The organism is Nitrosomonas sp. (assembly GCF_024282095.1).
Taxonomy (GTDB): Bacteria; Pseudomonadota; Gammaproteobacteria; order Burkholderiales; family Nitrosomonadaceae; genus Nitrosomonas.
In genome coordinates this window covers 1-12,416 of the sequence record NZ_JAMWZS010000057.1, presented here as the reverse complement: position 1 = coordinate 12,416, position 12,416 = coordinate 1, and the positions used below count along the sequence as shown (strand labels likewise).

The 12,416-nt window shown below is 47.5% G+C and carries 12 protein-coding genes and 1 pseudogene; 5 read left to right on the top strand and 8 right to left on the bottom strand.

What is annotated here, in order from left to right:
* Positions 1–697 (bottom strand): hypothetical protein (locus Q0K92_RS12300; RefSeq protein WP_297326089.1); only part of this gene is annotated, 697 nt, incomplete at its 3' end.
* A gap of 221 nt (positions 698–918) precedes the next feature.
* Between Q0K92_RS12300 and Q0K92_RS12295 the strand changes: the two genes are divergently transcribed.
* The 4 genes from Q0K92_RS12295 to Q0K92_RS12280 all read left to right on the top strand — a co-directional run bounded on the left by Q0K92_RS12295 (position 919) and on the right by Q0K92_RS12280 (position 5,865).
* Complete coding sequence (locus tag Q0K92_RS12295; protein ID WP_297326088.1) at positions 919–1,869, top strand: chromate resistance protein ChrB domain-containing protein; 951 nt, start codon at positions 919–921, stop codon at positions 1,867–1,869.
* Complete coding sequence (gene chrA / locus Q0K92_RS12290; protein ID WP_297326087.1) at positions 1,856–3,220, top strand: chromate efflux transporter; 1,365 nt, start codon at positions 1,856–1,858, stop codon at positions 3,218–3,220. Before Q0K92_RS12295 ends, chrA begins: the two co-directional genes overlap by 14 nt.
* An 11-nt stretch (positions 3,221–3,231) precedes the next feature.
* Positions 3,232–4,053, top strand: coding sequence for a class III extradiol ring-cleavage dioxygenase (locus Q0K92_RS12285; protein WP_297326086.1), 822 nt, complete (start codon positions 3,232–3,234; stop codon positions 4,051–4,053).
* Positions 4,054–4,614: 561 nt separating this feature from the next.
* The gene (locus Q0K92_RS12280; RefSeq protein WP_297326085.1) at positions 4,615–5,865 is read left to right on the top strand and encodes an FxDxF family PEP-CTERM protein; all 1,251 of its coding nucleotides are present in this window, start codon (positions 4,615–4,617) and stop codon (positions 5,863–5,865) included.
* A gap of 184 nt (positions 5,866–6,049) precedes the next feature.
* Here the strand turns inward: Q0K92_RS12280 and Q0K92_RS12275 are convergent, their stop codons facing one another.
* Positions 6,050–7,222 (bottom strand): acyltransferase, encoded by a 1,173-nt coding sequence (locus Q0K92_RS12275; protein ID WP_297326084.1) that lies wholly within the window; start codon positions 7,220–7,222, stop codon positions 6,050–6,052.
* 404 nt (positions 7,223–7,626) lie between these two features.
* Complete coding sequence (locus Q0K92_RS12270) at positions 7,627–8,631, bottom strand: NAD(P)-dependent alcohol dehydrogenase (RefSeq protein WP_297326083.1); 1,005 nt, start codon at positions 8,629–8,631, stop codon at positions 7,627–7,629.
* Positions 8,632–8,825: 194 nt separating this feature from the next.
* Between Q0K92_RS12270 and Q0K92_RS12265 the strand changes: the two genes are divergently transcribed.
* Positions 8,826–9,098, top strand: coding sequence for a TMEM165/GDT1 family protein (locus Q0K92_RS12265; protein WP_297326082.1), 273 nt, complete (start codon positions 8,826–8,828; stop codon positions 9,096–9,098).
* Positions 9,099–9,129: 31 nt separating this feature from the next.
* Here the strand turns inward: Q0K92_RS12265 and Q0K92_RS12260 are convergent, their stop codons facing one another.
* From Q0K92_RS12260 to Q0K92_RS12240, 5 genes and pseudogenes are all read right to left on the bottom strand, one after another.
* On the bottom strand, positions 9,130–10,467 hold the full coding sequence (locus Q0K92_RS12260; protein WP_297326081.1) for an ATP-binding protein: 1,338 nt from the start codon (positions 10,465–10,467) through the stop codon (positions 9,130–9,132).
* Positions 10,467–11,153, bottom strand: a complete 687-nt coding sequence (locus Q0K92_RS12255) for a response regulator transcription factor (RefSeq protein ID WP_297326080.1) — start codon at positions 11,151–11,153, stop codon at positions 10,467–10,469. The genes Q0K92_RS12260 and Q0K92_RS12255 overlap by 1 nt, the downstream gene beginning before the upstream one ends.
* Before the next feature lie 69 nt (positions 11,154–11,222).
* The gene (locus Q0K92_RS12250) at positions 11,223–11,519 is read right to left on the bottom strand and encodes a PepSY domain-containing protein (protein WP_297326079.1); all 297 of its coding nucleotides are present in this window, start codon (positions 11,517–11,519) and stop codon (positions 11,223–11,225) included.
* 81 nt (positions 11,520–11,600) lie between these two features.
* Positions 11,601–11,942 (bottom strand): hypothetical protein, encoded by a 342-nt coding sequence (locus tag Q0K92_RS12245; protein WP_297326078.1) that lies wholly within the window; start codon positions 11,940–11,942, stop codon positions 11,601–11,603.
* Positions 11,943–12,065: 123 nt separating this feature from the next.
* Positions 12,066–12,416: pseudogene (locus Q0K92_RS12240) on the bottom strand (hypothetical protein); the annotation flags it as partial.

Genomic DNA, 12,416 nt, shown 5'->3' with positions numbered 1-12,416 from the left:
GAATATTTTCAAATTCACTGCCAAATTGTGCAGTCATGTCATAACAGACATCGGAGTTTATAATCAGGTTAGCTCCTTCTGCAGGCACGTTGACCGTGCAATGTTTGCTGTTGGAGAAATTATTGGCAAAAGACTCAAATGGATTCGGAATATTAGGAATATCGATGGTAATTCCCAAGATCGCGGATGATGTTACATTGCTGCTAGTCAATACAGAAATCCCTGTTTCTGCCGTTTGTTGGGGCGCTTGACACACGTTGTTGCTGGTTGGCAGTGGAATACATCCATCCGTGGTGATATTAACGACATTGCCATTCTGCGTATAGTGCATTCCAGCCGGTGCATTCGCGGTATTGCAAGCGGGAATGCTGCTGTTGCCGGAGCCTGCAAGAGCAACCAAATTAGGCAGTGTGTCGATTAATGTTGGCGTATCTCCCCATGGTCCTCCCAGCGCATAGACGTTATTGTCGGTCTTGTTCACACCGGCATAAATCCCTGTTTCAGGATAAAATCTGTATATCCAAGGATCAATAGTCTGTGTGACCTGGTGGGTTGGAAAGTATTGCGGATAGGTATTCTCAGCCCAGTTCAGCAGAATTTCAGTATCACTGGCGGTATCAGCCGCAGCAAAATGAGTGTTACTCAGTAGTAAGCATGTACAAACAGACATGATCAGCTGTTTCATATGGTGTTTCATGTTAAAGGCCCTCCAATTCGTTTTTAAAATAATATCCCCCTGCACGGATAGAATATCATACTGCGGATGATCGCTTGCATCAGGTGAATTGCTTATTATCAACAATAAGCAATAGTGATTCCACGACTGTAATCATCTTAATCATTTGATACAAAAGACTTATACAATACTCATTACATACATTGTAGACATTAATACAAATATGTTCTAATCTCTACACTATGAAACTGATTGCGCTGATTCTATCGTTACCTACTGAAAACGCCACCGTGCGTATGCGCTCATGGCGCACCTTAAAAGCTTCCGGTGCCGCAGTATTGCGGGATGGCGTGTATTTAATGCCAGATCAGGAATCTTGCCGCAACACGCTGAACACGATCGCTGCCGACGTACAGTTAAGCGGCGGCACTGCCTATGTGCTGCATGTCGATGAACCTGACAAAACCGAACTCATACACTTATTTGATCGCAGCGAAGATTACACCAAACTGCTGACCGAAATTATCGATGCGTGCAATGGGTTAAACAGCGATACGGCACAGGAGAAACTCAAGCAAGCGCGCAAATTACGCAAAGCATTTACCAGCCTGATCGCCATTGATTTTTTCCCCGATAATCATCAGCAGCAAGTTGATACCGCATTGCAAGAATTGGAGCTGGCCACCGCACAAGCGCTGACACCCGATGAACCGCGTGCGATCAGCCGCCGCAAGATCAACCGTCTGCAGATCAGTGATTTTCAAGGTCGCCTGTGGGCAACCCGCCGTCGCCCTTGGGTGGATCGTTTGGCCAGTGCCTGGTTAATACGCAGTTTTATCGATAAAAAAGCCAAATTTCTGTGGCTGAAATCACCGTCAGATTGCCCTTCTGGTGCACTGGGATTTGATTTCGATGGTGCGAAATTTACGCATATCGACCATCGCGTTACGTTTGAAGTACTGTTGGAGAGTTTCGGATTGGAGCAAATCGGACTGAAACGACTCGGCACCTTGGTGCATTACCTGGATGTCGGCGGCATACAACTGCCCGAAGCCGCCGGCATTGAAAGCGTGCTGGCAGGATTATGTCACGCCATTATCGATGATGATCAACTTTTAAAAACAGCAAGTTCCGTGTTTGACGGTTTGCTGAAAAATTTCGAACAAGGAGCCGCGAACCATGAGTCAACCTGAAACTTCTCCGCTTGAATCGACCACTACCGTGGCGCCTTCCGTCAGTTTCTGGCAGGCATTTTTATTTTGGCTCAAACTGGGATTTATCAGCTTTGGCGGACCAGCGGGGCAAATTTCAATCATGCACCAGGAATTGGTGGTCAACCGCCGCTGGATTTCTGAAAAACGCTTTTTGCATGCACTCAATTACTGCATGGTACTACCCGGGCCGGAAGCGCAACAGCTCGCTACTTATATCGGCTGGCTGATGCATCGAACTTGGGGTGGCATTGTCGCTGGTGCACTATTCGTACTGCCTTCGCTGGCCATACTGATCGTGTTGTCATGGGTCTATATCTCCTTTGGCGATGTACCCTTTGTCGCGGGCTTATTTTATGGCATCAAACCGGCGGTGACAGCCATCGTGGTGCAAGCAGCTCACCGCATTGGTTCCCGGGCGTTGAAAAACAATGTGCTGTGGGCCATTGCGGCGGCATCGTTTGTGGCGATTTTCGCACTGCACGTGCCATTTCCAATCATCGTCATTGCAGCCGCGCTGATTGGTTTTGTGGGTGGCCGTATTGCACCGGACAAATTCAGAGCCGGCGGCGGTCATGGCAAAGCTCAAGAATCCTTCGGCGTAGCATTGATTGACGACGACACGCCGACACCGGAGCATGCACAGCACCGCTGGTCACGATTGGCACTCATTGCGGTGATTGGCGCGCTGCTATGGGCCATTCCGATGGGATTGCTCGCCACCACCTATGGCTGGGAACACACGCTGACACAAATGAGCTGGTTCTTCACCAAGGCAGCACTGGTCACTTTTGGCGGCGCCTACGCGGTTCTACCTTATATGTATCAAGGCGCGGTGGAGTACTATAACTGGCTCACCCCCGAGCAAATGATCGACGGTCTGGCATTGGGTGAAACAACACCCGGTCCGCTGATCATGGTAGTCGCATTCGTCGGCTTTGTAGGCGGCTATGTTAAAGCCGTTTTCGGTGCGGAATCGGTAGTGCTGGCCGGAACTGTCGCCGCTTGTTTGGTCACCTGGTTCACGTTTCTACCGTCGTTCATTTTTATCCTGGCAGGTGGCCCGCTGGTGGAATCCACGCACAATGACCTGAAATTCACCGCACCGCTGACGGCGATCACCGCCGCTGTCGTGGGTGTGATTCTAAATCTGGCGCTATTTTTCGGCTACCACGTACTATGGCCTGCGGGCTTCGACGGCACATTCGACTGGATTTCGGCGTTGATTTCGTTGGCTGCCGCCATTGCATTGTTTAAATTCAAACTCGGTGTCATTCACGTGATTGCTGCCAGTGCCATGATTGGATTGATGATAAAAACCCTGATTCTGTAAGATACCAAACCATGGAGACAATGAATCAACACCCGACTGCCCAGCTGAGTCCTGTGTTATTCATCCCGCACGGCGCGGGTCCCTTGCCGCTGCTTGGCGATACAAGCCACCAGGATATGGTCGGTTTCCTGAAAGATTTGGTGCCAACGCTCGGCAAACCCTCGGCCATCGTAGTAATCAGCGCGCATTGGGAAGAAACTGTCGTGACCATTACCAGTGGCACAGCACCCGCATTGCTCTACGATTACCGCGGCTTCCCCGCTGCGGCGTATCAAATCCAATATCCCGCACCCGGCGACCCGGTTCTCGCCAAGAAAGTACACCACTGGTTGCAACAAGGCGGAATCGCAGCCAAACTCGACAACCAGCGCGGTTTTGATCATGGCTTGTACGTACCGCTGAAAATCATGTTCCCGGATGCCACCATTCCCTGCATTCAGTTATCGCTGCTGAATAATCTCAGTGCCGCAGCGCATATCGCCATTGGCAAAGCCCTGATGGAATTAAGACAGGAAAACGTACTGATCATCGGCTCCGGTTTTTCATTTCACAACCTCAGAGCCTTTTTCTCGCAAACCGCCGATGCATCTGATCCAAAAAACGCAGCTTTCGAACACTGGCTGATCGATACCTGCACCAACCCGGAACTCTCGGTGCAAGAACGTGAAACCAGGCTCACCCACTGGGATCTAGCCCCTTTTGCGCGCTATTGCCATCCCAGAGAGGAACATTTATTGCCACTGCACGTTTGTTTTGGGCTTTCCCAAACGAATGCCAGGCTGGTATTTGAAGGCCAGGTCGCGGGGAAAAAAGCCAGCGCCTTCTTATGGTAAATCTAATCAGCAACACCGTCAGAAAAATTTGAATACTGTTAATAGATTCAAAGTTTTGTTGATTTACCTCAAGCTACCCCACTAAAAATTTCAGTAGTCTGTAAAAGTTACAGAAGCTATTCCATGACAACTGATAGTTCGGAGACTATCCATGAAGGGGTTTTTCAAGTAGCCACCATTTCGAGCGTAGCGAGAAACCAATGTTTCTGATGAGCAAAGATCCATCACCATGTTCGGAAAAGTAAATGCGGTTTATACAAAAACTCCTTAAGCAGTTGCCCACTTATCAAACCGACAGTTTTTATTCTGTAAACAAAATGCGGCAAGTAACCCTAACAAGACTGCCGAAAAAAGTTTTCTAGGCAGCCGATGCCAGGCAAAAACAGGCGAGAAAGTGCAGTTTATGCGTAATCACTGAGCATCTTGAGCCTGCTTTTAACACCGTAGCGGCAACGCAGACAGTTTCTCAACGGCCTGCTAAAAAGTCTATAAACGAACAACCCATGACTCCTTAAAACCATTTTGAATTTGAATCTACAGACATCAGTAAAAGGAAACATCATGAACATGACAAAGATTTCTACGCTACTAACCAGTATCGCCCTCGCAAGCTCACCCATCCTTGCGGAAGCCTATCAGATTGCTCCGAATCCAAATCCAGTTGGCAATACAATCAATGTGTTGGATAGCGATGCCGAAGCTTCCAATTTCACTAATTTTGGCATCCTGCACATAGGAAGCAGCGGTACCTTGAAAAGTGGGCAACTGGTTAATGCATTGGGTGGCAATCTGAACATTGATGCGGGTGGTACCTTTAATCTTTTCAGCGGAGCCGTATTCAATAGCGGCACCATAAACAATAACGGCGCACTACATGACAACTTTGATCAAGCCTTGAGAAATGAATCCGATGGCATTATAAACAATAGCGGCTTTTTTGAATTTTATTCGTTTGCGAACTTTGGCACAGTAAACAATAATCCCGGTGGCATCATAAACGCTGGCTACGGCATAACCAATTTTGGCACTCTAATTAATAACGGCACTTTAAGTATCAGTTTCGGTAGAGAATTCTATAACAATGCCGGTAGCACTCTGACCAATAATGGCACGCTATTGTATGGTGGTACAGGATATGGTGGTCTTGCAGAATGGGGACTAGGAAATAATTCCGGGATAATCAACGGTTCTGGCATATATATTCAGGGACCTGCTAATTGCCCACCGGGGTATTGTACTATGGAAAATAATGGCAGTATCAGTCAATCATCTTTCCAGATCAATGCTGGGATAGTGTCCGGGATTGGTTCTTTTACAGGTGAGACGACTATCGCGAGCGGAGCAACCGTTGATCCTGCCGAAGATGAAAGAGGATTTAGTAATCTTGATCAAACAGGAACTTTAACCTTCAATGGTGACTTTCATAGCAGCGGCAACCTTAGGTTCGATATTGATGGAACGGGAACCGGGCTTTATGATGTGTTGACCATTAACGGCAATGCCGATTTTACCGGAGGCGATGTTCTGTTCGTCTTCAATAACGATTTTCACCCTGCCGTGGGAGATCACTGGAATTTCTTGCTTGCTGATAGCATCACTGGATTGGATAGTTTGAATCTCAGCTTTGCAGGTTTACCGGACAGCAACGAAATAAAAGGCGATATCACATTCGATAATTTGGGCGGGCATTTGGTCATTACTGCCCTGCCAGTGCCAGAACCAGAAACCTATGCCATGCTGTTGGCAGGGCTTGGTTTGTTGGGTTTTGTAGCGCGCCGCAGAAAAGAAGCTGACACGACAAACGCGCATTGATTTGTTACTGTCATGAAAGGCACTAAACAACCACCGGATAAAGCCGGTGGTTGTGAGTTACGTACTGAAAGTTTAGGGTACGCGTCGGCTAAATTTTATGCGCCATCAGACACCATTCATCGCCGGACAACTCTTAGAACTCAGGATGCTTCTTGGTATTTGGTAAATTACCGAGAAGATATGTTCATCTTTTTCTTTCACTAGGTATCAATGCCAACTGCCAGTTTGGCGGATACTTGGTTTCAAGTAAGCCATTCAATCGTAAACTGATCCATTTGCGCGTGGGCATTTCCAGATGTCGATAGCTCCCGATTGCGATCGGAATGACTAAACCGATCATACAGGCAATAAACAGGACCGATCCCGTTGCGCTACTTTGCAGCGGTAACCCGGTGAAACCCTCCCAATCCTGCTTGGCAATGAACTTGACCAGGTAATGCCACATATAAATAGAAAACGACAATAGCCCAATCGTATGGATATAGCGCGTGTCGAGACAATTGCATAAATAACCACGGTCTTCCCAGGTCACCAGAACGATCAAGGCCATCAAACCAATCGATAAAATATCTGCTAAGCCAAAGTGTAGTGTAAAGAAAAGTGCAATACACGCGGCAATCTGAATACACGTCAAACTTCTTTCTGGAACAGCAGAAACCGCCTCACGCCCCAAGAACAACAGCATACCGATTGTGAAAGCTGATGTAGCACGTATGGTGGACAGCCGAAAGTTCTCATCGACATCGCTACTCGTAGCAAGGGATAGACAATAGAAAAGCACTGCAGTGCATGACAGCACAACCAAAGCCAGTTTACGGTTATCGCCATTTATGGTCAGCAGCACAGCAAAGATCAAATAGCAGAAAAGTTCCGCACTCAGAGACCATGAGGGGAAATTCCATGTTACCCAGTCAAACATACCCCATGCGTGAACGAGCAATAGATTGGCTATTAATGATTCAGCATTTCGCAAGGAATCATCGAACACACAACAGGGTTCTTCTCCCAACCCCCAGTTGATCAGTGCAACCATAATAAAAAATAGCAGTGTTGCCACAAGCGATATCAGATGCAATGGATATATTCGAGCAATTCGAGCAATCAGATAATGCATCGTGTCGCGTATGCTATAGCGCTTGGGATGTTCGATGTCATAAACATACGCCATTACAAAGCCGCTGAGAATAAAGAAGAAATCTACCCAAAGATAACCTTTATACAGAAAAAATGTAAACTCATCGGGGTCTATCGATGGATGAAAAAAGGATCGGAAATGAACAAAGACAACTATCAAAGCTGCCAAACCTCGTAGGGAAGTATGCGAACGAATTTCTTTTTTGCGTGATATATGAATCATAAAATGAGCTTTCCAGTGATGAAACCTCCCCATCATTTAAGGCAAGAGGTTTTTATTCTACTTTTTAAAAGTATTAAGATTTGATTTTTTTGATTTAATTAGATAGTTACCGAGCGAATCGGATAACTGGTGGATTGAATGCTACCCAGTATTATAAAGGCATTGGGCAACGATTGCGTCTTTGAATGTCAACCGGCATACAAAGCTTACTAAAATAGTGAGTGAATCAGTGCGGAAAAGTTCCCGTCAGGGTGATTATGATCAAATCAAATTATCTGCTTCGCTAGCCATTAAAATCGTGACGGCAGAACCACGCAACACTCGAAAACCTACCGAGCTAATGACTTGATACCGTTTGCTGTGTTACGCCTGCCTTATGCAACCATTTATTCAAGACAAGTCTGTTACTGATTACTCAAAACAACGCGGTATTTCGCTTTGCCGCTCGCCAGTCTGGTGAGTGCTTCATTCACTTGATCAAAACGAAACACTTCAATGACGGGTTCGATCTTATGTTGCTCGGCAAAACGCAGCATGGTTGCTATACCGGCGGGGCTGCCGACGGGCGAACCTGACACCGAACATTGGCTGGCAATCAGCGGAAACACATTGATATCCAATGACTCAAGCGGCACTCCCAGGAAATGCAGACGACCTTTAGGACATAAGGTTGCGATATAGGCGTTCCAGTCAAGTTTCACATTGACGGTCGTTAGAATCAGATCAAAGCGATTAGCCGCAGCGGCCAGTTCAGTTGGATTTTTCGTATCCAGCACATCGTGCGCGCCCAACGCCAGCGCCTCTTTCTTTTTGTCATCGCTGGATGTAAATGCGGTTACCCGACAACCCCACGCTTTTAAAAACTGCAATGCAATATGTCCCAAGCCACCGATACCGATGACGGCTACTTTGGCAGTAGGCGGCACGTTGAATTGCAGCAGCGGATTGAAAACCGTGATGCCACCACAGAAAAGAGGTCCCGCACTTTGCGCATTGAGGCTATCCGGCAATGCCACAACGCTGGCGGCATTGGCACGCACTTTGTCGGCAAAACCGCCGTGACGGCCCACGATCGTGGATTCCGATTGTGCACACAGATTATGGTCGCCGGACATGCAACTGTGGCAAGTCATACAATAACCGGAATGCCACCCCAGGCCGACGCGTTGTCCCGCGGCAAGATTATTGACATGCGCGCCCTTGGCTACGATCGTACCGATGATCTCGTGCCCTGGTACAAATGGATATTGCGTGATTCCCCAGTTGTTGTACAGCATGCTCAGATCGCTGTGGCAAATGCCGCAGTGCTCGATGGCTATCTCAACATCGTGCTCACCCAACGGTCCGGGATCGTATTCAAAAGGCTGGAGCTTGCCACCCGACTCAAACGCTGCATATGCTTTAATCATGAGTTTTCCTTTTACATGAACGGGTTAATCTTGGGTATCAGGTTGTTTCCCAGCAACCCCATAGATTTTTTTACGAGAAACACGCTGATAGTCATTTATTATCACTGTTTTTTGTAAAAAGATGCATGATTTCTATATGACCAGCGCTTTGAATCGAACCGCATGAATACACAATCGACTTTCAGGATATAAAAATGGATTACAGAATATTATTGACCGTTTTTGCCACGGTATTTATTGCTGAACTGGGTGACAAAACCCAATTGGCGACCATGCTGTTTGCTGCCGACAAGGAAGTCAGCAAATGGACGGTATTTATCGGCGCATCATTGGCGTTGATCGCCACTTCAGCGCTTGGTGTCTTGGCGGGCAGCGTCATTTCCGACTATATCAGTGCGAAACACCTGCAATATATCGCCGGAGCGGGATTTATCATCATTGGTATGTGGACGCTGATGAGGGCCTGAAAAGTGGATTGGAATGTACGATGCAGGTAGGTTATTTGCTCTTCTTCAAACGCAGGGTAACGCAGGCACCGCCACTTGGATTATTCTCAATCGACAATTCTCCACCATACACCTGGGTGATGTCGCGCACAATCGCCAAGCCTATGCCGTGACCCGGCGTGGATTGATCGGCGCGCACCCCGCGCTCCAGGATTCTGGCGATTTCATGTGATGGGATTCCAGGTCCGTCGTCTTTGACTTGGATGATTATCCAATTTTCCTGATAGTCCGCAAACAGATGAATGCTCTGGCGGCACCATTTAAAAGCGTTGTCGACCAAGTTACCGAGCAATTCCATCAAATCACCTTCGTCAATGCGCAAGCCGATGGCATCGTCGATGTCGACGGTTATTTCCGGGTGCTTGTTGCGATACGCTTTTGCAACGGTAGCCACCATTCGGTCCACCATCGGACGTAACGTGATCAGCCCCATGCCGGGCGAACTGCCGGCGGTAGCGGCACGGCGTAGCTGATATTGGATAATGTTATCGATGCGGTCAATCTGTTCATGAATGGTTTTACGCCGGGATTGTTCATCGTCTTCGCTATTCACCGCGCCTTGGAGCACGGCGAGCGGTGTTTTAAGGCTGTGCGCCAGATCTGCCAAGCCGTTGCGATAGCGTTTCTGTTGCTTGTGTTCGTGACTGATCAAAGAATTGATACTGTCAGTTAACAGTTTTAATTCACTGGGATAATCCCCTTTCAGATTTTCTTGCCGGCCGGATTCTATCGCTACCAATTCAGCAGAAACTTTGCGCAGCGGTTGCAGCCCCCAGCGCAGCACTCCCATTTGCGTGACCAATAACAAAACAGTCATCACACTGAGCCAGCCCCACAGATTTTCGCGATAACGTTCTATCTGCGCTTCAAACAATGCGGTATCCGTAATGACCGAGAAAGTCAGCGGGTAGTCCCCGGATGGTGTCTCCCAAGCAACTCCGTAGCTGTAAATAAAATAGGGCTCATCGTCAATCATGATTTGCGCAAATTGCTTCTTACCTTTTTCCAGCAGAGCCACCGTCGGGATTTGTTCATTGAGCGATGAAGTCGATCGCCAAGCAATGGTATTGGTATGATCAATAACGAATGCATAGGTATCCGAATTCACGTGACCGAGTTCTGCATCGAGCAGATTGGTCGACACATCCAGTGCGCCGGATTCTTCTACTTCCGTGTCTCCCATGATCATGAGCAGCTTGGCAAACAGACGATCCTTCACCCCTACCCGCGCACTGTCATAAAATGCACGATCCAGCGTTAATGCAATTGTAACGATAAAGATCAACAGAACCAGCGTTGCGCTGAATAAGATGCGCTGATTTAACGACATCATGAAGATTTATTGCACGTCAGGGTAAAACGATAACCCCGACCACGCATGGTTTCAATCGGATTAATGGTGCCGTCGGGATCGAGTTTGCGGCGCAAGCGGCCAACCATGACTTCCAATACATTGCTGTCGCGATCTTCGTCATGCGGATACAGATAATCGGCCAATGTATGCTTGGAAAGAATCTCGCCATGATGACGCACCAATTCTTCCAATAAGCGGTATTCAAACGATGTCAGCTCTATCGCTTCTCCATTGACGGCGACGGATTGGGAAGTGACGTCCAGAGTTATGGGACCGCATTTCAATACCGTCTGTGGAATGCCGGTCGAACGGCGCAACAGCGCTTTGACCCTGGCTTGCAGCTCTTCCATCTGAAACGGTTTGGTCAGATAATCATCCGCACCCATTTCAAGCCCCTGAACCTTGTCTTGCCAACTGCTTCTGGCGGTTAAGATCAAAATGGGTAACAAGCTTCCTTTTTCGCGCAGTACCTTGATAATTTCCAACCCTGATTTTCCGGGCAATCCGATATCAATAATGGCAGCATCCAACGGGTATTCCGTGGCAAAAAACAATCCTTCATTGCCGTCACTGCACGTATCGACCATATAACCGGCCGCTTCCAATTGCTGGCGAATCTGGTTCTGTAATTTGATTTCATCTTCGATCACTAGGATGCGCATAATTCAGTATTCTTGAAAATTCAAAATAAAGGGGATGCGGGTCTGCATGACATCTCAATTAACAGGCTGTTAATGGGTCGATATAATTGTCCCATCCAGCGCATTGATCAGAATAATATGTATTGTGCCTTGCTGGCTGAGAATTTTAATGCGATAGACATCGTCAGAATGGTTAATTGCCAGCACTTTACCTTTGACATGCTGTTGCGCAATGGTAATGGCTTTTTGTTCGGTGATGCCGGCAGAAGGGGTGCTATTGGTACGATAATAGTTGGCAGCGTTATGCTGCCCACTGGCTAATGCTTGCGTGATCGGGCCGATCAATACCACCACAACCACTAAAATTTCCCGCCATCTATTCATCATCTAACAGTCCTGAGTACTGGATGTATGCGTCGAACCGGTAACAAATAGATCAAACTACCTACCTGTTACCAGCATTCCGATTTAGAAGCGTAACATAAAGCTCGCATCTCCGGTACTAATGCCCATCATCATCTGAGGCGGAAGGCCATAAACCGGGGCTGGATAGTAATTGTAATTATATTGTGGCTGCGGATAGTATGGACGGTAATAGCCGCGCGGTTGGTTATATATGTAGTTATAACCACCGCCAATATAATGATGCTTATGATGATGGCCATGGTGGTGACCGTGATGGTGGTGGTGATGATGATGGCCATGTCCATGATGACCTCTGCCTGCCTGTGCCAAAGTAGGTGCAGCCAAGACGAATGCCAATAACAAAGTTGATAAAAGGCCGGTCAAGATTGTTTTTTTGGTTTCCATGATGTATCTCCTTCAGTTATTCGATCCAGGTTAATTCCTGATGGCATCAATTTACACAGATCAACATGAATAAAAACTGAATGGAGCAAGGGTTTTACATAGACTCACAGGCCTATGATTATCTTACAGAAAGCGCAGAAGGCTTTGCGGATAACGCCATTTCAACGAACGGTAAATGCGGCAGATGGGATACAGAATCACCAGTACCAGTAAAGTGACCCAGTAAGTCTGCTCAAGGCCACCGCGTTCCAGCACGAGGCGCAATGCCGCCAGCACACAGAAATGAGCGAGGTAAAAAAACAATGCGGTTTGCCCGAAGACCAAGACGGGGCCATTGCGATGGATCATGCTTTTGACGGACTCCAGACGCACCAGCAACGCCAAAAGAATCGCCATTAAACCCAGTTCCAGTGCGACGTAAGCCAAGCTGGGCGGATATTTACTGATATGCAACCACTGCATCAGTGTGTTGCC

Bases quoted from the DNA above. Each gene is read 5' to 3' on its own strand.
- Q0K92_RS12295 (WP_297326088.1), top strand. From the start codon at position 919: ATGAAACTGATTGCGCTGATTCTATCGTTACCTACTGAAAACGCCACC.
- chrA (WP_297326087.1), top strand. From the start codon at position 1,856: ATGAGTCAACCTGAAACTTCTCCGCTTGAATCGACCACTACCGTGGCG.
- Q0K92_RS12285 (WP_297326086.1), top strand. From the start codon at position 3,232: ATGGAGACAATGAATCAACACCCGACTGCCCAGCTGAGTCCTGTGTTA.
- Q0K92_RS12280 (WP_297326085.1), top strand. From the start codon at position 4,615: ATGAACATGACAAAGATTTCTACGCTACTAACCAGTATCGCCCTCGCA.
- Q0K92_RS12275 (WP_297326084.1), bottom strand. From the start codon at position 7,222: ATGATTCATATATCACGCAAAAAAGAAATTCGTTCGCATACTTCCCTA.
- Q0K92_RS12270 (WP_297326083.1), bottom strand. From the start codon at position 8,631: ATGATTAAAGCATATGCAGCGTTTGAGTCGGGTGGCAAGCTCCAGCCT.
- Q0K92_RS12265 (WP_297326082.1), top strand. From the start codon at position 8,826: ATGGATTACAGAATATTATTGACCGTTTTTGCCACGGTATTTATTGCT.
- Q0K92_RS12260 (WP_297326081.1), bottom strand. From the start codon at position 10,467: ATGTCGTTAAATCAGCGCATCTTATTCAGCGCAACGCTGGTTCTGTTG.
- Q0K92_RS12255 (WP_297326080.1), bottom strand. From the start codon at position 11,153: ATGCGCATCCTAGTGATCGAAGATGAAATCAAATTACAGAACCAGATT.
- Q0K92_RS12250 (WP_297326079.1), bottom strand. From the start codon at position 11,519: ATGATGAATAGATGGCGGGAAATTTTAGTGGTTGTGGTGGTATTGATC.
- Q0K92_RS12245 (WP_297326078.1), bottom strand. From the start codon at position 11,942: ATGGAAACCAAAAAAACAATCTTGACCGGCCTTTTATCAACTTTGTTA.